Origin of the sequence: Dehalogenimonas sp. W (assembly GCF_037094495.1) — a bacterium.
In the GTDB taxonomy this organism is placed as follows: domain Bacteria; phylum Chloroflexota; class Dehalococcoidia; order Dehalococcoidales; family Dehalococcoidaceae; genus Dehalogenimonas; species Dehalogenimonas loeffleri.
The window spans coordinates 1,579,974-1,600,853 of record NZ_CP146612.1 but is presented as its reverse complement, the minus strand read 5'-3'; the positions used below and the strand labels follow the sequence as shown (position 1 = coordinate 1,600,853).

The following is a 20,880-nucleotide window of genomic DNA, read 5'->3' as shown; positions in this document are numbered from 1 at the left end:
CCATAACTTTCACTCTCTTTTATATATTGTTTAAGTTTATTGGATTTACTGAGGTAACGGTTAATAAAAAAAGCTTCTCATTCAACATCGCACCAGTCTGAGCGAGGGGTTCTCGTTGCTCTGGATCTGGCAACAACCCGGACTACGAGCGGTTGGGATAGCCAGGATTCACTTGATGAATTGGAAAACCTCGTCAAAACTGCCGGTGGAACGGTGGTAGGAAGACTTACCCAACGGTTACCTAAGCCCTTAAAAACAACATATTTGGGCAAGGGAAAACTGGAAGAACTTGTAGAATTAAAACAAAGCCTTAATTACGAAACCGTTATTTTTGACGATGAATTGTCTCCGTTGCAACAACGAGTTTTAGAAGCCACCCTTCAGGTCAAGGTTATAGACCGGGTCGCCGTAATCCTTGATATATTCGCAAAGCACGCTGAAACCAGGGAAGGCCGTTTGCAAGTTGAACTTGCCCAGCATGAATACCTTTTACCCAGACTAGCCGGTCAATGGAGTCATCTGGAAAGGCTGGGGGCTGGGATTGGTACCAGAGGTCCCGGTGAATCCCAATTGGAAACAGACCGGCGCCTTATCCAACGAAAAATTGTCACGCTAAAACACAAACTTGATGATGTGAGTAACCAAAGGGAGCTATACCGTTCAAATCGCCGTCGCCAGGGCATACCTGTCGTTGCGCTGGTCGGCTATACCAATAGCGGCAAAAGCAGCCTGCTTAAAGCATTAACCAAAGCAGACGTCATTGTTCAGGATAAGATATTCGCCACTTTAGATCCGACAACTCGACGAATTTCATTGCCGGGAAATCGCCAGGTTCTTTTAACTGATACTGTGGGCTTCATCAACAAACTGCCTCCGGCAGTAGTTAATGCCTTTAATGCCACTTTAGAGGAACTTCAGGAGGCCTCCATTATTGTTCATGTTATAGACATAGCCGCGCACAACGCCCCAGAACATTGCCAAACAGTTGAATCGGTGCTATCCGACCTTAAAATATCCCAAAAACCGCGTATTACCGTTTACAATAAAATTGACCTGTTACCTGGCGTAGCCGGGGATTGGGACGAGGCAAAAGCTTTGAATGAACTTTCTGCTATTGTATCCAATCGTCCAGATAATACTGTATTAACTTCCACCGTAAAGCGTTGGGGTTTGTCAGACCTGATGGAAACAATAGCCGCTCTCATTTCATCTGATGAATAAAAAAGGAATTGTTAATTCAATGTTGCAATATAGGTTCGCACTATATATGTTATGTTAGATATCTCGCAAAAGACCCGTTTATCTGTTTACATAATCTCTATATATTTGTTTTCAACAAGTCTACCGGGTTTTACTTCGCCCAACCATCCCTTTCCATGCGGCGAGTTTAGACAACCCCTTTAATAGACTCGCGTCCGGTACTGTCAGCGACAGTCTGACATAACCTTCACCATGGCTACCGTAACCGTTGCCCGGAGTAACCACGACGCCAACCTGGTCCAGAAGCTCCGTAGCAAAAGAGGCCGATGTATATCCTGTGGGTACACGAGCCCAGATATACAGACTCGCTTTAGGGCTCTCTACTTCCAGCCCCATATCAGATAAAGTTTCCACAATTAAGTCACGACGGCGCTGATAAACCGCTGTATTTCTCGCGATATCCTCCTGAGACCCGGTTAAAGCCTCAATGGCAGCCATTTGTATGGCTTGAGGTATTCCTGAATCAATATTGGACTTGAAGCGTTTTAGTGCATCAATCATAGTCGCATTTCCAACTGCCATCCCGATACGCCAACCGGACATGTTATAACTCTTTGATAACGAGTGAAATTCTATGCCGATATTCTTAGCACCCGATGCCTGAAGAAAACTGGGGGGACGATAGCCCTCGAAGGCAATTTCCGTATACGGGGCATCATGACACACGGCAATGTCGTTTGCGTCGGCAAATTGGACAACCGAATCAAAATACTTTATGTCTGCTATAGCACCTGTCGGATTATTGGGGTAATTTAACCACAGCATTTTTGCCTTAGCCCGTACATTATCAGGAATACTAGGTAAATCTGGTAAATAGTTGTTGTCGGCGGTCAATTTCAGATAGTACGGTTCCGCATCGGCCAGCAATGTGCTTATGGCATAAACTGGATAAGCTGGATCCGGCACCAAAGCGATATCTCCAGGATTTAACATGCACCAGGCTATATGACCAATACCTTCCTTGGACCCAACCAAAGGCAATACTTCCGTTTCAGGATCCAGCATGACACCAAAGCGTTTCTGATACCATTGAGCAATAGCCTGTCTGAGTTCGGGTAAGCCTTCTGATTCAGGATATCTATGATTGGCCGTAACACTTGATTCCTGACAAATTTTATCAATTATCCTCTGAGGAGTGGGTAAATCAGGGTCACCGATGCCAAAACTGATTATTTCCTCGCCTTTGGCCCTCTTTTCAGCTATCTTTTTACTAATAGTCACAAAGAGATACGGCGGTAATTCTTTAATACGATTAGCAATTTCCATTTATAAACAGACCTTTCGTTGTTGAATTGTTGTGTCGCTATTATTGTTGCCATACACCAAAAAAGACGATTTCAGCTTTGCCTGTCAGAAACACTTCGTTGTATCCATCCCACTCAGCTTGGAGAAGACCGCCGGGTAGTTTAATATCCACCTTGCTGCCAGTGTAGCCTAATATCCAGGATGCCACCGCAACAGCACAAGCCCCGCTTCCGCACGCCAGCGTCTCCCCTACTCCCCGTTCCCACACCCGCATTTCTATCTTATCCGGTTGAATCACCCTTACTACTTCAAAATTGGTATGTACCGGAAAAATCGCGGCATTTTCTACCAATGGCCCATAAACGTCCAGAGGGAATTCAGTCACCGGATAATTGTTAAAATGCACTGCATGTGGGTTGCCCATTGACACAAAAGACAAGCTAAGTTGAATATCCCGCACATTAAGTGGATATTCGGTCGTCATATTACAAATTTGCTTTGCCTGCCCTTTCTCTACGACAACCGGAATATTACTGGTCTCAAAAACCGGCAACCCCATGCCTATTCTGATTTTGGTGCCTTCACCTTCTACTTTAATTTCGGCGTTTCTTATTCCCGCCATTGTCTCAACCGTCATGTGGTCACCACTGTGAATTCTTTTTTGATGCACATAATTTACCAGGCATCTTAACCCGTTACCACAGGCCTCTGCCTCAGTACCGTCACTGTTAAATATCCGCATCCTAAAATCGGCGTCATTTGATGGAAATAATACCAACAAACCGTCCGCCCCAACTCCAAAATGCCTTGAGCAAATATTTTTTGCCAGACTAGACCAATCTCGTTTGTTTTTGGAAGCCTCAATCAAGACAAAGTCATTGCCCACGCTCTGAACTTTAGTAAAATCCACTATTCCGTCCTTTTTTATCAAGGAATCGCTTAATTAAAACAACGGCGTCAGAAAAATAATCCGCTTTTATGTCAAACCAGTGTATCCGACAATCATTAAGTTTAAACCAGTTATACTGTTGCCGGACCAGCCTGTGGGTTTGTGTTTTAATTTTTGTTGCCATATCCGAAGCACTGACTCTATCACCCAGATATTCTAGCACTTCTCTATACCCAACGCTTTTGAAAGCGGCGGCACCACTCGTAAATCCAGCGCCTAAAATTGTCTGGACTTCGCCGACAAGACCTTTTTCTAACATTTTATCCACCCGCGCGTCAATACGCTGATATAGGGATTCCCGGTCAGTGGTAAGCCCTATAATTAAGGTCTGGTATGGCGGACTTTGAGTTGTCGGGTTATCGCGATTGTTATCATTACGTAAATACAAAGCGACTTCCAAGGCTCTAATGACGCGTCTCACATTTCTGTAATCAATTTTGCAGGCTGCATCAGGTGCAATCTCAGAAAGATATTTTTGCAAAGCTTCCGCCCCATCGCGTCGGGCTCGCTCCTCCAATGAGTGACGCAATTTCCAATCTGGGGCCACCTGAGGAACATTCCAACCCTCAATTGTTGCCCAGACGTACAACCCAGTTCCACCCACCATAAATGGTAACAAATCTCTGGATTGAATACCCCGGATCATCTCATGGGCTACATGCTGGTATTCTGCCAGATTAAAATCCTGATCCGGTTCAATCAAATCTAATAGATGGTGCGGTATACTTTCCATTTCTGCATCAGTGGGCTTAGCTGTCCCAATGGAAAGGAAACGATATAACTGTCTGCTGTCGGCATTTACTATTTCACCCGGAAATAAATGCGCCAGCTTAACCGCTAATTCTGATTTCCCACTACCGGTTGGGCCTACAATGGCAACAAGTTTGTTGTCAATCACTAAAAAGACACAGGCCTGGTAATATCCCCTATAGAGCCACTCGTTTAATAATACTGACAAATTGACTTGATTTAAGGCTGGCTCCGCCTACCAATGCCCCATCTATATCAGTCTTTGAAACATATTCAGCTATATTATCAGCGTTTACACTGCCACCATATAAAACCGGTAGCACTCCGGCCGCATCAAGGCCAAATAATTCCCCGAAAGTTCGCCGAATTAAAGACGCTACCTCGTTCGCTTCAACAGCACTGGCTGCCTGGCCGGTACCGATAGCCCATATGGGCTCGTAAGCGATCAATATATCCGGCAATTTCAGTCCGCTTAGCCCTCTTGTTAATTGAGTAATGATAACCTCTTCGGTTTGCTCGGATTGGTATTGTTCCAAATTTTCTCCAACACAAAATATTGGCTTTATACCCAAGTTGACAGCTGAGGCCAATTTTTTTTGGACGATCTCGTCAGTTTCACAGAAATATTGTCTTCTTTCAGAGTGCCCTATAATGACATACTGACAAAGGTCATGAAGCATCAAAGCCGATATTTCGCCAGTAAACGCCCCTTTTTCTTCATAGAATACATTTTGAGCTCCCAATTTTATCCGGGTATCAGTGAATAGTTCTTTGAGCTTTTGTAATGATATAAACGGTGGGCAAAGAATGGTTTCAACACTATCTATTTCGGACAGCTCAAACAGCATTTCACTGGCCAGCTCCACTGCCTCGTCAAGATTAGTGTTCATTTTCCAGTTAGCCGCGATAACAATTTTCCGCTTTTCCATATGCCTAAGCCCCGTATTTTTCCAATTTCATCGCATTCGCCATGGCAACAGGCATAATCTGACTGGCAGTCAAATGCCCCAGGCCACCGTACAAACAAGCTCTTTCATTAAACGAATTTACGTTATCAGGGCGACAAAAAGCCCCGCAAATCATTACCGGCACGGAATGCCAGCTGTGCCCTTTCATGACAGCCGGAGTAGAGTGGTCACCTGTTACCACCAACACATCCGGTCCCAGAGCTTGAATCTGAGGTATTACGCGGTCCAATTCTTCAATCATAGCGACTTTACGTTCAAACTTTCCGTCCTCTCCGGTAGCATCGGTCGGCTTGTAGTGTACGAAAAAATAATTGTATTTCCGGTAATTTTCAACCAGCGATTGGATCTCGTCTTGAACCGTTTGCCCGGTTCTGATAATATCCATGCCCACCACTTTAGCTAATCCCCGATACATCGGATAACTGGCAATGGCACAGGCTTTCAATTTATAGATTTCCGAAAATCCAGGTAAATCGGGCTTTTGAGAAAACCCCCTTAACACTAAACCATTGGCTGGGTGATGGTTTTTCAAAACATGGAGGGCCTTTTCTATGAACTGATTAGCAGCTTCAGCCATTTTTGAGCCATCAACAGCCAGTCTTTCAACGGTTTGTGGTCTAAATCCAACCCGCTGTGGATCCGAATCAGTAATTTTGTCCGTCAAGCCCTCTCCCCGAAAGACGACTATTATTCTATGGTCTTTAACGGCTTTTACAATAACTTCAACGCCTTCAACATCAATACCGCATAGTTGCTCAGCCAATGCTGTGCTTTTCCCTGTTGAAATTCGCCCGGCCCGGCGGTCAACGATAATTCCATTTTCATCCAAAGTACAAAAATTACCCCTTGCAGCTACGTCACCGTCCCGCAATTCAAAGTCAATGCCCAAAGCTTCCAGCACACCGCGACCGATATAATATTCCAGCGGGTCATATCCAAATAACCCTAGATGCCCAGGGGCACTTCCAGGGGTAATCCCAGGCATCACCGGATCAGACATCCCACAAATACTTATAGCAGCCAGAGCATCTAAATTGGGCGTGGCCGCGGTTTCTAATTCGGTTAAGCCGGTATCCGGATGGGGTATTCCCCCAATGCCGTCCAAAACCAACATCACTATTTTACTATCGGTTTCAACGGACAATGTCTGCAACAACGATAGTTGATCTTTCATACTTTCCTACCGGGATCACAAATCGTCTTTTTTTTCTGTAATACTTCCACACCGGGAAGCGCTTCGCCGGATAAAAACAGCATGGATGATCCACCACCGGTAGATACGAAGCTCATCTTTTCAGCCATTTTCAATTCAGCTACAATCTCGGCGGTAGATCCGCCGCCAATAATGGTGGTCGCATGCAAACGCCCTATGACTTCCGCCATAGCTTTAGTACCTTCGGAAAACTGAGGCATTTCGTAAATTCCCATGGGGCCGTTCCAAAATACCGTGCGACAACGTTCTAGCTCCTTGGTGAAGACACTGATAGTCAATAGGCCAATATCTACGATCTTTCCCAATGGCGGAATATTTTCAATAGGAACACACACACCCCTGGCATCCGGTGTCAGATCGCCGGTGACAATTACATCCCGGGGCAGTAACAATCTAATGTTATGACTTTTTGCTTTAGCCATGATTTTGGCGGCCGCTTCCAAATTTTCATCAACAATAGATTTTCCAACCTCGTAATTATTGGCTTTTAAAAAGGTTGCCGCCATTCCGCCGCCAACAAGAATTGTATCTACTTTATCCAATACGTTCTCTAATAACTTGACCTTATCGCTTATTTTAGCCCCACCGAATAACACGCAAAAAGGCCGATCCGGCTTTTCCAGAATATGCCCCAAAGAAATTATCTCTTTCTCAAGTAATAGTCCCGCATAAGCCGGCAAATATTCGGCAATTCCGACGATAGAAGCGTGATTGCGATGGGCTGTTCCGAAAGCGTCATCAACAAATATGTCTCCCACACTGGCTAATTGAGCGACAAATTGGGGATCGTTGGCCTCCTCCTCAGGATGGAACCGTAAGTTCTCAAGGACAGTTATATCCCCTCCAACCATAGCGTCAACCGCCTGCTCCACCTCCGGACCGACACTCGCTCCAACGAACCGTACTGGGTGGCGCATTATCACAGCTAGTCTCTCAGCGGTGATACTAAGACTCATTGACGGATCATAATGCCCTTCAGGTCGTCCCAAATGAGACATCAGGATAACCTTGGCTCCTCGTTCAACAAGGTATTCTATGGTTGGCACGGATGCCCTGATCCTGCCATCATCAGTAATCTGTCCGTCCCCATTAACAGGAACATTAAAATCAACGCGTACTATCACGCGCTTATTGTTTACATTAACATCCCGAATCGTCAATGTATCCATTTGATCTCCTGCTTTTTAAATGACCAGACAGCATCCCAATGCGACAATTATGAACCTATATGGTTAGAAATAAGATTGTTTTCCTGGTCGGTTTGATAGGATTGGTTGATAAAGGAAACAGCTTCTTGGTAAATTCCCCTGGCGTCCAGGTGGTAGTCCGCCCTTAATTGAGATTGCGTGCCATGTTTCACAAATTCATCCGGTATGGCCAGACATCTTAAGTCCACGTCCTTGATACCGGTGATTTCTAAAAACAAGGCAACCCGGCTTCCGAGGCCACCGCTCAGGACATTTTCCTCAATGGTGATCACCTTCTTGATTGATCTCGTCATCTCTCGCAATAAATCGGTGTCCAGCGGATTTATAAAACGCATGTTGATTATTGCCGCGTAATGACCTTGTTCCTCAAGCATCCCAGCAGCCTCGATCGCAGCGTTGACACTGGCACCGGTAGCCACAAAAAGCACATCCGAGCCTTCCCGGATTAACTGGGCCTTACCGATAGGGATCATCTTAAGTTCGCGATCCAAATTCAATCCGGTACCGGTACCTCTGGGATATCTGATAACCATCGGTTGCCCGCACTGGGTGGCAGTGTATAACATATGCTGTAACTCGTTTTCATCAGCCGGTGCCGCCACGATAAGGTCGGGAATCAATGATGTATAAGACAGATCAAATATACCCTGATGGGTTTTACCATCCTCGCCGACGATCCCTCCCCTGTCCAAAGCAAATATCACCGGCAATTTGGGAAGGGCGACGTCGTGTATAATCTGATCAAAGGCCCTTTGAAGGAAAGTAGAATATATCGCTACTATCGGAATCAGTCCTTCCGCAGCCATACCGGCGGCGAAGGTAACGGCGTGTTGCTCACAAATACCAACATCATAGACTCTTTGGGGCATATTCTTTTGCATCTGGCCCAGGCAATAGCCGTCAGGCATAGCCGCAGTGACAACCATAACTTTGGGATTATCTCCCGCCAATTTTTCAACAGTCGCGGCAAAAACCTCACTGTAGGAAGGTAAGTGTTGCCCGTGTCCATTCTTTTTCGGGCTGCCTTTGGGAGAAATGCCATGAAAATGCACCGCGTCGCTCTCCGCAGGGGCGTAACCTTTACCCTTAGTGGTCATAATATGAATTAATGAAGGTTTATGAGAATAATTTTTTGTTTGTTCCAGCGCCGCCACAATTTCTTCAATATCGTGCCCATCAATTGGTCCCGTATAAGCAAAGCCGAATTCTTCCCATAACGTCGTCGGCATCACCATCCGCTTTAAACTACCCTTGATTCTTTGTCCAAAATCCCACAGTCTAGATCCCTGCTTCGTTCTTTTTAGAATGTGGCGGCTTTTCTCACTGACCTTGTAATACCGTCGATCAAAACGGACGCGACTGAATATCTTGGCAACTGCGCCGACTGTTGGAGAAATTGACATCCCATTATCATTTAAAATTACAATCAGCCGTTTCCCCAAATGGCCGGCATGATTCAAGGCCTCCATTGCCATTCCACCGGTTATTGCTCCGTCACCGATAACGGCAATGATGTTGTGGTTTTGTTTTTGTGAATCACGAGCAACCGCCATACCGATAGCGGCAGAAATGGAAGTGCTGGCATGGCCGGCAGTAAAAGGGTCATGAGAGCTTTCATCCCGACAGGTAAAGCCGGACATGCCGTTATATTGTCGTAACGTTGCAAATTGCTCCCTGCGTCCGGTTAAAAGTTTATGGGCATAAGATTGATGTCCCACATCCCAGATTATTTTATCTGTTGGGGTAGTGAATACCCGGTGTAAAGCTATCGTCAATTCAATAACGCCAAGACTGGAGGCTAGATGACCTCCGTTGGCCGTAACCCGGGTAATAATTTCTTCCCGAAGTTCCGCAGCCAGACGGTCCAAATCCGCCCCACAGAGAGATTTAACATCTATTGGTGAATTAATTTTGTCCAGTATTTTAGACAATGAACCGCCTTTTCAAAGGGTTGGGCACAACGATTATACTAACAGCGCCCGATTGGTCTGTCAAGCTGGCACGTTCGTATTGACGCCCGTTATGAGCTTTGTTAGACTCCACAAAACATGGACATCCAACAGTACTTCTTAGACCTTGGATTCTCACCTTCACTGGTTATTTTTATTATTTCCACTTTACCCGTAGTTGAATTACGCGGCGCCATTCCCGTAGCGATTAATATCTTGGATTATCCATGGCTCGGCGCATATTTTTTAGCTATTGCCGGAAATATGTTGCCTGTTCCGTTCATTTTACAATTATTGTCCTGGTTTACGGAAAAAGTCAGGCAATATTCTTGGGGGGCGGCTTTCGTTGAATGGCTCTTTGCACGCACTCAAAAACGCAGCGGTATCATTTTTAAATATCGGAGCATTGGACTCGTAATGTTCGTGGCTGTTCCTTTGCCACTGACTGGGGCATGGACCGGCGCCATTGCAGCGGTACTGTTGGGAATGGGTTTCCATGCCGCTTTATTCTCTATTCTTACAGGCGTGTTAATCGCCGGAGTAATCGTCACTTGTTTGGCACTGCTGGGATGGGCCGGAGCCTTTATAGCCGGATTATTTTTAATTGGCATTTTCATATTTACGCGGCTAAAGAGTAGACCTTGACCCCCGATTTAAAGCGATGATAGTATAACCACGAGTCCCAGTAGCTCAGTGGATAGAGCGGCTGCCTTCTAAGCAGCGGGTCGCGGGTTCGAATCCCTCCTGGGACGCTTAATCAGTTTTATAATTATCGCCTATACACTCAGTAAATAAGTCTCGTCTAAAAGTCAGGCTTTTTACAAAAACTAAAATATCATGGACACCAGTCTTTGTTAGCGTTATAATACAATTATTATGGAAAGTAACGACAGAATTAAAGTATTGTTGGCTGACGACCACATTATTGTGCGCGAAGGTACGCGGGAGATGCTGGAAAGACAACCGGATATTCAGGTTGTTGCCGAAGCCAATGACGGAGTTGACGCGGTTGAACTTGCAAGGGTATATCGTCCTGATGTTATTGTCATGGATATAGCCATGCCTAATATGAACGGTATAGAGGCAACCCGGGAAATCAAGAAAATACTCCCCACAACCGCAGTGTTAATATTGACTGCCTATGATTCCGACCAATATATCATGGCCTTGATTGAAGCCGGTGCCGCAGGATATATGCTCAAAAATGTCCGCGGCAATCAATTGATTGATGCTATCAGGGCTGTGCATTCGGGTGAATCTATTTTGCAGCCATCCACGACCCGACGGGTGATTGACCAGCTCAACAAGAACAACCCGCCGGCTTCTGAGGCTACCGAGGCAGAGACAGATTCCATGTCTCACGCATTAACTGAACGCGAAATGGAAGTCTTGAAACTCGCGGCCAAAGGCGTCAGTAATCGGGATATCGCCTCTCAATTGTTCTTGAGCAGCCGTACTGTTCAAACTCATCTGTCTAATATTTTCAAGAAGCTCAATGTTGCTTCCAGAACGGAAGCAATCCTATATGGCCTAAAACGAGGGTGGTTCTATATGGAGGAACTACCCTGAAGAATAATTCTTCCACCCACTCTCCGGGCCGTAGCAGGCTTTCCTGGCAGCGACGGATTTTCAGGATATTTACCAACTTTCATTTATGGCTATTGCTTCTTTTGCTGATAGGTGGCTTTTTATTACAATATCCGCAACTCATACCTTTCGTTGATACTTTAGACCCTAATAGTTTTTTTGATTTAAGTCGCCACTCTTTCGGCCGATTAATCATGTTGCTACCGGTGACCTACGCCGCCTTGGTGTTTGGGATTCGCATCGGTCTCCTTGTGTTGCTGGCAGCTATTTCAATCATCGTCCCTAATCTTTTTATCTTAGAAATACCGATTACTGCCGATGACATCATTGAAATAATCGGCATCGTAATAATTGGCCTGGTAGTTAATCTTTGGTTGGAGAGCTACGAAACTGACAAGCATCACAGACAGATGGCCTACCTAAGACTGGAAAATGCCCAGCGTGAATTGCAACGCATGCAGCAAAATCTTCGGTTTTATCTGAAACAGATCACCATCGCACAGGAAGAAGAACGTCGCCGGATTGCGCAAGAACTACATGATGATACCGCTCAGGATTTGATTGCGATTTCCCGAAAAATTGACGGCTATATGTCGCTTCACCCCGCCCTGCCGTCTTCAGATGAAGCGTACTTTGAAGATGTTCACCAGCATTTAAATCGTACATTAAGCAGTGTACGTCGCTTCAGTCAGGACCTTAGACCCTCGGTATTGGATGATCTCGGCCTGATTCCGGCTATTGAATGGCTGGCTCCGGAACTGGACAAGCATTTTAAATTTAAAACTGAAATCCAGATTATCGGCAAACCCAGAAGGTTCCCAGTTGAAACCGAACTTGTGTTGTTCCGTATTGTGCAGGAATCTTTGCGTAATATTGGTAAACATGCGTTTGCCGACAAGGTATGGCTCACCATCGATTTTTCAGATCAGGCCACCTATTTAACCATTAAAGATAATGGTCGTGGGTTCAACCCTCCTGAACGTATCGGCGATCTGGCTGTCAATGGAAAACTTGGCCTAACCGGGATGCAGGAACGGGCACGACTGATTGGTGCCAATCTTAAAATTGATTCCGTTCCCAGTCAGGGTACCACCGTCACGGTTGAGTTACCCATGGCAACAGATTCCAAAGAGCACACCTACTAACCAAACGCCAAGATTGTAGCATTTGTGCCTGACTATGATATAATCCCTTATATTGAATGAGCGTTCAACCACATTAAGGAGGACTGGTCATGTCCACCAAATCACCGTTCCTGGAAGTACTTGATCTAATCAAAGAAAATGGTGGCGAGGCTCTGTCCCAATGCTTCCAATGCGGGACCTGTTCCGCCACCTGCCCCTGGCAGGACTATGTTTCATTTTTACCTCGCAAAATGCTGTTGGAAGCCCGACTTGGCCTGACCGATTTTGATTCCAGTGATATCTGGCGTTGCGTCACCTGTAATAAGTGTGTTCAACGGTGCCCCAGAGGTGTTCCTATCATTGATTTTATGCGTTCCTTGAGAAGAGCAGTCACCAGCCTGGGGATTGCCGAAGTACCTGTCGCGTTATCCGGTACCCTGCGAAACCTGACCGCCACCGGTAATCCTATGGGTGAAGCTCAGGAGAAACGCAACGACTGGGCTGATGGTCTTGGTATCAAACAGTTTGACGTTGAAACAGAATATCTTTTTTTCCCTTGTTGTGTGACGGCCTATGACCCAACCCAGAAGAATAGCGTCCGGATGATTGCTGACATTCTTTTAAAAGCCGGCATCAACTTTGGAATTCTGGATGGCTTGAATTGCTGTGGTGAAAGTGTACGAAAATGCGGTGATGAAGCCCTCTTTCAAAGCCTTGTTAAGGGCAATATGTCGGCAATTTCCACTCACAAAGTCACCAAAATAATCGTTAATTCGCCCCATTGTTATCAGGCCTTCAAAAACGACTATCCAGATTTTGGCGCCGGATTTGAAATTATTCATACCACCCAATTATTGTCAACATTAATAACAGGCGGCAGGTTAACATTTACCAAACCAATTAATGGTCGCATTGTATATCACGACCCATGTTATTTAGGCCGGCATAATAATGTCTATGATGAGCCCCGGACAATTATTAAATCGCTGCCTGGTACGGAACTTGTAGAAATGCAGGGCTATGGACCTGACAGCCTGTGTTGCGGTGGCGGTGGTGCCAGAATATGGTTGGAAACCCCAAAAAATGAACGTTTCAGTGACACTCGTTTGCAGCAGGCACTAGCCAGCGGCGCAAATAAATTGGTGACCAGTTGCCCATATTGCCTCTCTAACCTCAGAGACAGCAAACTGAATCATGCCCTGCCGGAGGATTTTGTGATACTGGACATCAACGAGTTAGTTGCAGAGGCTTTATAGACCTGAAGGAGGTTATTATGACCGACGAAATCCGTACCGGAGTTTATGTCTGTCACTGCGGGGTAAATATTGCCGGTATTGTTGACGTTAACGCAGTTGCCGAATATGCTGCATCATTACCCGGGGTGGCTGTTTCCAGAACTAACAAGTACACCTGCTCCGATCCGGGTCAGACAATCATCAAAGATGATATAAAAAAATATGGTCTTAACAGAATTGTTGTAGCCGCATGTTCTCCCTCCATGCATGAAAAGACCTATCGCAGGGTACTTGAATCGGCAGGAATCAATGCCTATTTGTTGGAAATGGCTAATATTCGCGAACATTGTGCCTGGGTTAACCCCGCCAAGCTTATGGCCACCACCAAAGCTCAGGATTTGGTCAAAGCAGCCGTAGCAAGAGTTTCTACTCAGCAGGCTTTAGAATCACCGCAGATAAAGGTTAATTCCAACACCCTCGTTGTTGGTGGCGGCATTGCCGGAATTACCGCCGCACTGGAGATTGCCGAGTCAGGCAATCAGGTCTTTCTGGTAGAAAGAAACCCAGCCATTGGCGGACACATGGCCCAATTAGACAAAACATTCCCCACTCTTGATTGTGCCGCTTGCATTTCCACACCCAAAATGAGCCAGACTGGGCAACACCCTAACATCTCTTTGATGGCGTATAGCGAAGTAACCAATGTTGGAGGACACGCAGGTAACTTCAAAATTCAAGTGAAACACAAACCTCGTTATGTAAACGAGAAGGAATGTAAAGGCTGTGGTGATTGCGCCGTGGCCTGCCCGGTAGCCGTCCCCTCAGAATTTGATTTAGGAATAGCCAATCGCAAAGCAATTTACCGTCCATTCCCTCAGTCGGTCCCTAATACTTACACAATTGACCGGCGCGGCATTTCACCCTGTCGCGCCGCCTGCCCTGCCGGCGTGAATGCTCACGGCTACGTTGCTTTGATCTCGCAAGGTAAATTCTCTGAAGCACTTGAGGTCCTAAGACGTACCATGCCCTTTGCCTCTGTCTGCGGGCGAGTATGTACTCACCCGTGTGAGACTGAATGCAGCCGTGCCGATATTGACTCCCCGGTAGCCATTCGCGCCTTAAAGAGATTTATCGGTGATTACGAAATAATCCACAAACGCCAACCCATCAAGTCCGTGGTTAATCGTAGTGAAAAAATCGCGGTTATCGGTACCGGACCTGCTGGCCTTTCCTGCGCCTATGACTTACTGAAACTGGGCTACCCAGTTACTCTCTTTGAAGCGGCAGAGAAGGCTGGCGGTATGCTTCGATATGGAATCCCATCTTATCGCCTTCCTGATGCGGTTTTGGATAATGATATTGATTACATCAAGGAAATAGGTGCAGTAATCAAGACAAATTGTAGAGTTGATTCGGTTCAACAGCTTAAAAAGGACGGATTTGAATCCATATTTCTCGCCTGCGGGGCCTGGCAAAACCAGCACCTTGATATTCCTGGTGAAACGGCTGGTGGCGTTTATTATGCCCTGGACTTTCTTACACGAGTCAAACAGGGCCAAATGCCGGCATTGGGGGATCGAGTTGCCGTTATCGGCGGTGGCAACGCAGCGATTGATGCGGCTCGAACAGCCCTACGGTCGGGCGCCGCCGAAGTCAGTATCATTTACCGTCGGTCACGCACCGAAATGCCCGCGATACCTGAGGAAGTACTGGCAGCTGAGGCAGAGGGAGTGAAATTTATCTTTCTCGCCACCCCGGTATCTATTAACGAAAGGGATCACAATATCAGTGGATTGCTTTGTATCCGGATGGAATTGGCTGAACCTGATTCCAGCGACAGACGCAGGCCGATTCCTGTGCCTGGGAGTGAATTTGAGCTTAAGGCTGATTCTGTCATCATTGCTGCCGGACAGTCGGTTAACAAGGCCGGATTGTCCGGATTAGACCTTGAAAACAACGGCACTGTCAGAGTTAACCCCTTAACACTGGAGACCAACATTGACGGCGTTTTTGCCGGAGGTGACGCCGTCACCGGCCCCGCCACGGTTATTGAAGCGATTGCCGTCGGCAAAGAAGCCGCAGTTTCTATTGACCGCTATTTAACCCGGCGTGATTTAACAATTAACCGGAAACCAAATGTAAATGTCACCCGCCCATCTGCCGGAGGGATCGCAAAAAAAGACCGAGTCCATGTTTCCCATTTACCATTTTCAGCCGGTTCTTTTGACGAGACAGCGCAAACCATTACTGAATCTCAGGCAATAGCCGAAGCCTCGAGATGTCTGAATTGCGCTGTATGCGCCGACTGTCGGCAGTGTGTCGCGGCATGTGAGCCTAAATGCATTAATTTTGACCAGCAGCCCGAAGAGTCTGAAATTGAAGCCGGTAATATTATCCTTGCTACCGGCTACGAAATGTTTGATCCATCGGGAATTGCACATTACGGTTATGGCAGATTGGATAATGTTATTACTGGTTTGGAGTTTGAAAGACTAGCCAATGCCTCCGGCCCCACCAGCGGTGCAATAGTGTTAAAGGACGGCAGCCAGCCGGAAAGTGTTGCTTTTGTGCATTGCGTCGGCAGCCGAGACAAGAATTACCATGAGTATTGTTCTCAAATTTGCTGTATGTATTCATTGAAACAGGCTCACATCGTAAAAGAACGTACCGGCGCTCAAGTATATCAAATGTATATTGACCTGCGTTGTGCCGGAAAAGGCTATGAGGAATTTTCCCACAGGGTAACCGATGAAGGGGTTGCCCTTATTCGTGGTAAGGTCGCTGAAGTTACCAATCACATTATTGGAGACGAAACACCCGGGAAGCTGATAGTCATCGTGGAAGACACCCTTCAGGGTCAGGTACTGCGCGTACCGGTGGATATGGTCGTGCTGGCTGGCGCAGTAGAACCTCAAAAGGACACGGAATCTGTAGGCCGCCTGTTCGGAGTCTCCCGCGGCGCAGACGGCTTTTTTATGGAACGGCATCCCAAACTTGACCCGGTGGCCACCATGAATGACGGTGTCTTTGTCGTCGGATGTGCCCAAGGACCCAAGGATATCCCGCAAACCGTTGCTCAAGCCCAAGCAGCAGCGGCTCGTGTGCTGGCAACCATTGGTAAAGGGTATATTACTCTGGAACCATGCGTCTCGGAAGTTATTGATGACAACTGTGACGGATGCGCGTACTGTATTGATCCTTGCCCCTATAATGCCATTACCCTTATTGAATACTGCAGAAACGGTGACATTAAAAAGACAGTTGAATCTGATCCGGTAAAATGCCGAGGTTGCGGGGTTTGTATGGCTACCTGCCCTAAAAAAGGGATTGTCGTTAAAAACTTTACCACCGATCAGTTAAGCGCTATGGTAAACGCAATATTGAAGCCATAATCAAGTTTGTTTAACCGTTTAAATTTTCTGCGGTTTGACCTTTGGATGATTTCGCGTTACCATCATACAGGTATAATACATGATATTAAGAGGAGAATAGTATGCCGCTTGAAATTACTGACGATACTTTTGATGCCGAAGTCGTTAAGTCCACACTACCAGTTCTGGTGGATTTCTGGGCGCCTTGGTGTGGTCCCTGCCGTATGGTAGGCCCGATCGTGGACAAACTTGAGGAGAAATACAAGGAAAATTTCAAATTCTGCAAAATGAATGTGGATGAAAACCAGAAGACCGCAGGACAGTTCCGCGTCATGTCCATCCCGACTCTGATGTTTTTCAAAGACGGTAAAGTTGAAGATACCGTTGTTGGTGCAGTGCCGGAAAGCACCCTTGAAGAAAAAATCAATAAACTGGCTTAAGTAGATAATTTAAGAAAATAAAGGAATGGCGGCTTTTTTGTGCCGCCATTCCTTTATATATCGTTTTCCGTTTAGTCAGATGCTCTTTATTTTACCTTGAGTGGAATACCGGCTACCATTAAATAAACCTCATCGCAGGCATGTGCCAGCATCTGATTCGCCCTCCCCAACACATCACGGTACATACGAGTTGCGGCCCCAATCGGTATAATCCCCTCACCGACTTCATTTGTCACAATAATAAATGAGGCAGATTCCTTATTCATCACCTCAATTACTGAATTGACTTCGGCGCGGACATCGCATTCAAAACTGTTTTCATCTAAATCCTCACCGCTGACGGCCATATGCTGACAGAGCACATTGGTTACCAGAAGAGTGATACAATCTAAAATCACTACACTGTGCTTCCGGCTTTCTCCCTGTATGTGGGTACCGACACCGCGCGTGGCCTCAAGTGTATGCCAATGTGATGGCCTGGATTTTTTATGAACTTCAATCCGGCGCCTCATTTCATCATCGCCGGCCTCTGCGGTTGCCACAAATAAAACGTCACCCCCGGCTTGTTTGGCCAGTTCCTCCGCAAAGTTGCTTTTACCTGAACGAGCCCCGCCAATCAACAAGATGGTTCTGTGACACATATTTATTTTTTATCCTCAAAATATTTCCAGTGGGCCATATCGTTGAGCTTTTCCAGTACACTACCATTAGGATATATACTTAGTGCACTCACAGAAGATCGCGACATGGTAAACTGCCAATGATGGCTGACTGATACCCCAAGTAAATGACATACCATTATCCGCAATGGACCTCCGTGCCCTACCACCATAACGGTCTCATCACTTTGGTGTCCTTTCAGTCGCTCTAAAAATTTCAGGGTCCTGTCGTATAACTCATGGAAACTTTCTCCATCAGGAAAGCATAGATCCTGACTTCCTAGCTGCCAGCTTTCGGCAACATCGGGGAACTGCAAGCGGGCATCATTGAACGTGAGCCCTTCAATAAGCCCAAAATTAACTTCATTTAATTCCGGTGCCTTCACGACAGTTACGCCATGCACGCCAGCGATAGTATTTGCCGTTTTAACTCCGCGTTTCAAAGTACCGGAGTAGATGGCATCAATTTTAATTTCCGCAAAGGATTGTTGCAGTGCTAAAGCCTGCTGCTGTCCCTTTTCGGATAAATCAATGTCCGTTGCGCCATAGCATTTGCCGGAATCATCAGTGGCTGTATCACCATGTCTAACCAGAATCAATTTCAACCTTAAACTCCTACAACCAACTGTTGAAAGAGAATAACACGACTAAAACCAGAACGGCAAACTCGCTAAACTCGTTTATCGTGCCGTAGCTATCACCGGTTAACCCTTGAAACTTGCCTTGAAAAAAGCGGGATAAAGCAATGGTTAGCAACCAGATAAATGCGAACAGCACCAAACCCCGCCAGCCCCCTGCCAAAACCGCGATGATCAATGCCGTTACACTTGCCATCAACAAAACAGCACGGCCGGAACCATCCTTCAGGGATTTTCCCATACCCTGTTCCCGGGCATAAGGAAAACTAAAGACGGCATAAACCATCGCCCATCGGCTGAGTACCGGCATCAAGACCAACGCTGAATACATAACATTATCAGGCAAACTAAGTAGCGCGGCATATTTCAGCAACAGCAGCACCACCACCACGACAACGCCGATGGCGCCGACTCCCGGCTCTTTCATTATCTGTTTGCGTCTTTCGGGTGAACGATGCCCTCCTGCCAAACCATCAAAGGTATCCACCACTCCATCCAGATGCAAGCCACCGGTCAGCATGACCATACTTCCCAGCAGCATAGCATCTACCAGCAGTTCCGGCAGGAATTGGCTGTACAGCCAGTACAGCGCGCACAGAATAGTCCCTATAAGCAGACCTATAACAGGATAATAAACCAATGACCGGGCAAATTGCTCCTGACTTAGGGGACGGTCCCATTCTTCTTTATAAAACGGGACTGGTACGCTGGTTAAAAAACGCCAGGCTGCGAGAAAAGACTTCATTTATGCCTACTCCTCATTATAAGGGTTGAGCTGCTCTTACTCGGATTCCGAAACGCCGGCTTCGCCGAATGTTGCCATTTCCGCCAGTATTTTAGCGGAAGTCTCAGCAATAAAGATACCTATGGCGGCTCCGGTACCTTCACCTAATCGCAAGTCTAGAGTAACAATGGGCTTTAGACCCAATTTTTCGGCCATAATACGATGCCCTGGTTCCACCGACAAGTGTCCAAGCAGCATATAGTCTTTGGCTTGTGCGCATAAACCTTCGGCGATAAGTGCCGCTGCTCCGGAGATAAACCCGTCAACAACCACCGGTACCCCGCGGGCGGCGGCACCCAAAATTACCCCGGCAATACCCCCGATTTCAAAACCACCAACTTTGGCTAACACGTCCAGTGCGTTATTAGCGTCCGGGTCGTTAAGAGTAATGGCCTTTTCAATCACGCCGATTTTATATTCCAGCTGTTCGTCAGAAAGTCCGGTGCCTCGCCCGGTGACATTTTTTACGCTTTGGCCTGTCATAACGGCACAAATAGCCGCTGAAGGTGTGGTGTTGCCGATGCCCATATCCCCGGTACCCACAATATCCAGCCCTTTATCAATTTCAGAATTAATCACCTCAATTCCGGACTCAATCGCTTGAATAGCCTGAGCCTCAGACATAGCGGGGCCCCTGGCGATATTTGCGGTACCCCTGGCAACTAGTTTATTGACTATGGGAATTTCCGCTGGCAAATCTCCGGCTACCCCCATGTTTACAACCACTACCCTGGCCCCGATCTGACGGGCAATTACATTGATTGCCGCACCACCGTTGACAAAATTCAGCACCATTTGCGGGGTAACTTCCTGGGGATAATTCCCTACTTTTTCAGCAACCACTCCGTGGTCCCCAGCCATGGTAACCACTGCTTTATTTTTGATTTGCGGAATAGCCTTGCGTTGAATACCAGCCAATGTAATAGATATTTCTTCCAATCGGCCCAACGCACCTTGGGGTTTGATCAAAGTATCCTGTCTCGCGGATGCCTTGCGCATGGCTTCTTTGTCCAGTGGTTTGATGGACGCCAGCGTTTTGTTAAGTAGTTCTCCCATTCCTTGACTCCTTTAATATATTTTATATGCCGCATACTTGAATAATTGACATGAATTTAAACCAAAATACTACTTAAACCAGCCGTCCCAGTGTATTTAGCCTTGCCATCTTCTTTGTTTCAATCTAAAGAAAAATCCCCAAACTGGAATCCAGTTCAGGGATATAAATGCAATAATCCCCGAACCTTCTCCGGTCCAGGGATTTACCATCTCCCGAACCCTTCCTCGAGGGCTTTAACACTACGGCAGGTCTTCTGACTTCTGGCTCAAACCTACTACCGGCGCCTTCCCACCTTCCTGTTGGAAAGCAGTGGCTGTTTGCCGTTTTCGTCACCAGTCACAGCGGCGGGACCGCATCCGACTTTCGCGGATTTCCCAATTAAGCTCTTACGAGCGCCGTAAGCCCGATATTCAATTAATAATCATTTTAATGAAGACGTTATA

The 20,880-nt window shown here is 46.5% G+C and carries 18 protein-coding genes, 1 tRNA gene and 1 riboswitch; of the genes, 8 read left to right on the top strand and 11 right to left on the bottom strand.

Going from position 1 to position 20,880, the window contains the following annotated elements; translation table 11 throughout:
- Window positions 1-63 precede the first annotated feature (63 nt).
- Complete coding sequence (hflX, locus tag V8247_RS08255; RefSeq protein WP_338739366.1) at window positions 64-1,221, top strand: GTPase HflX; 1,158 nt, start codon at window positions 64-66, stop codon at window positions 1,219-1,221.
- Between the two features lie 120 nt (window positions 1,222-1,341).
- Here hflX and V8247_RS08250 read toward each other — a convergent pair whose 3' ends face one another.
- Genes V8247_RS08250 through dxs form a run of 7 tightly spaced genes read right to left on the bottom strand, consistent with a single transcriptional unit; the run spans window position 1,342 to window position 9,524 of the window.
- Window positions 1,342-2,526, bottom strand: a complete 1,185-nt coding sequence (locus tag V8247_RS08250; protein WP_338737376.1) for a pyridoxal phosphate-dependent aminotransferase — start codon at window positions 2,524-2,526, stop codon at window positions 1,342-1,344.
- A gap of 40 nt (window positions 2,527-2,566) precedes the next feature.
- On the bottom strand, window positions 2,567-3,415 hold the full coding sequence (gene dapF / locus V8247_RS08245) for a diaminopimelate epimerase (RefSeq protein ID WP_338737375.1): 849 nt from the start codon (window positions 3,413-3,415) through the stop codon (window positions 2,567-2,569).
- A complete protein-coding gene (gene miaA / locus V8247_RS08240; RefSeq protein ID WP_338737374.1) occupies window positions 3,402-4,352 on the bottom strand; it encodes a tRNA (adenosine(37)-N6)-dimethylallyltransferase MiaA in 951 nt (316 codons plus the stop codon). The genes dapF and miaA overlap by 14 nt, the downstream gene beginning before the upstream one ends.
- A 28-nt stretch (window positions 4,353-4,380) precedes the next feature.
- Window positions 4,381-5,133 carry a triose-phosphate isomerase gene (gene tpiA / locus V8247_RS08235; protein WP_338737373.1) on the bottom strand — a complete coding sequence of 251 codons (753 nt, stop codon included), beginning with the start codon at window positions 5,131-5,133 and terminating at the stop codon, window positions 4,381-4,383.
- Window positions 5,134-5,137: 4 nt separating this feature from the next.
- A complete protein-coding gene (locus tag V8247_RS08230) occupies window positions 5,138-6,346 on the bottom strand; it encodes a 2,3-bisphosphoglycerate-independent phosphoglycerate mutase (RefSeq protein ID WP_338737372.1) in 1,209 nt (402 codons plus the stop codon).
- Window positions 6,343-7,554, bottom strand: coding sequence for a phosphoglycerate kinase (locus V8247_RS08225; RefSeq protein ID WP_338737371.1), 1,212 nt, complete (start codon window positions 7,552-7,554; stop codon window positions 6,343-6,345). Before V8247_RS08225 ends, V8247_RS08230 begins: the two co-directional genes overlap by 4 nt.
- Window positions 7,555-7,601: 47 nt before the next feature.
- Window positions 7,602-9,524 carry a 1-deoxy-D-xylulose-5-phosphate synthase gene (gene dxs, locus V8247_RS08220; RefSeq protein WP_338737370.1) on the bottom strand — a complete coding sequence of 641 codons (1,923 nt, stop codon included), beginning with the start codon at window positions 9,522-9,524 and terminating at the stop codon, window positions 7,602-7,604.
- Window positions 9,525-9,641: 117 nt separating this feature from the next.
- Between dxs and V8247_RS08215 the strand changes: the two genes are divergently transcribed.
- The 7 genes from V8247_RS08215 to trxA all read left to right on the top strand — a co-directional run bounded on the left by V8247_RS08215 (window position 9,642) and on the right by trxA (window position 17,299).
- Window positions 9,642-10,187, top strand: a complete 546-nt coding sequence (locus V8247_RS08215; protein WP_338737369.1) for a small multi-drug export protein — start codon at window positions 9,642-9,644, stop codon at window positions 10,185-10,187.
- A gap of 34 nt (window positions 10,188-10,221) precedes the next feature.
- Window positions 10,222-10,294 (top strand) — tRNA-Arg (locus V8247_RS08210).
- A 124-nt stretch (window positions 10,295-10,418) separates the two neighbouring features.
- Window positions 10,419-11,111 carry a response regulator transcription factor gene (locus V8247_RS08205; protein WP_338737368.1) on the top strand — a complete coding sequence of 231 codons (693 nt, stop codon included), beginning with the start codon at window positions 10,419-10,421 and terminating at the stop codon, window positions 11,109-11,111.
- A 92-nt stretch (window positions 11,112-11,203) separates the two neighbouring features.
- Window positions 11,204-12,274 carry a sensor histidine kinase gene (locus V8247_RS08200; RefSeq protein ID WP_338737367.1) on the top strand — a complete coding sequence of 357 codons (1,071 nt, stop codon included), beginning with the start codon at window positions 11,204-11,206 and terminating at the stop codon, window positions 12,272-12,274.
- Window positions 12,275-12,363: 89 nt separating this feature from the next.
- Entirely contained in the window at window positions 12,364-13,509 is a 1,146-nt protein-coding gene (locus V8247_RS08195; RefSeq protein ID WP_338737366.1) for a (Fe-S)-binding protein, read from the top strand.
- A 17-nt stretch (window positions 13,510-13,526) separates the two neighbouring features.
- Window positions 13,527-16,880 (top strand): FAD-dependent oxidoreductase, encoded by a 3,354-nt coding sequence (locus V8247_RS08190; protein ID WP_338737365.1) that lies wholly within the window; start codon window positions 13,527-13,529, stop codon window positions 16,878-16,880.
- 101 nt (window positions 16,881-16,981) lie between these two features.
- Window positions 16,982-17,299, top strand: coding sequence for a thioredoxin (gene trxA, locus V8247_RS08185; protein WP_338737364.1), 318 nt, complete (start codon window positions 16,982-16,984; stop codon window positions 17,297-17,299).
- A gap of 86 nt (window positions 17,300-17,385) precedes the next feature.
- On the opposite strand, the gene cobU is transcribed toward trxA, so the two are convergent.
- The 4 genes from cobU to cobT are packed head-to-tail and all read right to left on the bottom strand — an operon-like array spanning window position 17,386 to window position 20,436.
- Window positions 17,386-17,940 carry a bifunctional adenosylcobinamide kinase/adenosylcobinamide-phosphate guanylyltransferase gene (gene cobU, locus V8247_RS08180; protein WP_338737363.1) on the bottom strand — a complete coding sequence of 185 codons (555 nt, stop codon included), beginning with the start codon at window positions 17,938-17,940 and terminating at the stop codon, window positions 17,386-17,388.
- Between the two features lie 2 nt (window positions 17,941-17,942).
- Window positions 17,943-18,563, bottom strand: a complete 621-nt coding sequence (locus V8247_RS08175) for a histidine phosphatase family protein (RefSeq protein ID WP_338737362.1) — start codon at window positions 18,561-18,563, stop codon at window positions 17,943-17,945.
- Between the two features lie 10 nt (window positions 18,564-18,573).
- On the bottom strand, window positions 18,574-19,341 hold the full coding sequence (gene cobS, locus V8247_RS08170) for an adenosylcobinamide-GDP ribazoletransferase (protein ID WP_338737361.1): 768 nt from the start codon (window positions 19,339-19,341) through the stop codon (window positions 18,574-18,576).
- A 36-nt stretch (window positions 19,342-19,377) separates the two neighbouring features.
- Window positions 19,378-20,436 (bottom strand): nicotinate-nucleotide--dimethylbenzimidazole phosphoribosyltransferase, encoded by a 1,059-nt coding sequence (cobT, locus tag V8247_RS08165; RefSeq protein ID WP_338737360.1) that lies wholly within the window; start codon window positions 20,434-20,436, stop codon window positions 19,378-19,380.
- Window positions 20,437-20,662: 226 nt separating this feature from the next.
- Window positions 20,663-20,852, bottom strand: a riboswitch (cobalamin riboswitch).
- Between the last annotated feature and the right edge of the window lie 28 nt (window positions 20,853-20,880).

Coding starts and splice junctions, on each gene's coding strand:
- V8247_RS08205 (WP_338737368.1), top strand. CDS start 10,419: ATGGAAAGTAACGACAGAATTAAAGTATTGTTGGCTGACGACCACATT.
- V8247_RS08190 (WP_338737365.1), top strand. CDS start 13,527: ATGACCGACGAAATCCGTACCGGAGTTTATGTCTGTCACTGCGGGGTA.
- V8247_RS08195 (WP_338737366.1), top strand. CDS start 12,364: ATGTCCACCAAATCACCGTTCCTGGAAGTACTTGATCTAATCAAAGAA.
- V8247_RS08250 (WP_338737376.1), bottom strand. CDS start 2,526: ATGGAAATTGCTAATCGTATTAAAGAATTACCGCCGTATCTCTTTGTG.
- trxA (WP_338737364.1), top strand. CDS start 16,982: ATGCCGCTTGAAATTACTGACGATACTTTTGATGCCGAAGTCGTTAAG.
- cobU (WP_338737363.1), bottom strand. CDS start 17,940: ATGTGTCACAGAACCATCTTGTTGATTGGCGGGGCTCGTTCAGGTAAA.
- V8247_RS08230 (WP_338737372.1), bottom strand. CDS start 6,346: ATGAAAGATCAACTATCGTTGTTGCAGACATTGTCCGTTGAAACCGAT.
- cobS (WP_338737361.1), bottom strand. CDS start 19,341: ATGAAGTCTTTTCTCGCAGCCTGGCGTTTTTTAACCAGCGTACCAGTC.
- V8247_RS08215 (WP_338737369.1), top strand. CDS start 9,642: ATGGACATCCAACAGTACTTCTTAGACCTTGGATTCTCACCTTCACTG.
- V8247_RS08225 (WP_338737371.1), bottom strand. CDS start 7,554: ATGGATACATTGACGATTCGGGATGTTAATGTAAACAATAAGCGCGTG.
- cobT (WP_338737360.1), bottom strand. CDS start 20,436: ATGGGAGAACTACTTAACAAAACGCTGGCGTCCATCAAACCACTGGAC.
- tpiA (WP_338737373.1), bottom strand. CDS start 5,133: ATGGAAAAGCGGAAAATTGTTATCGCGGCTAACTGGAAAATGAACACT.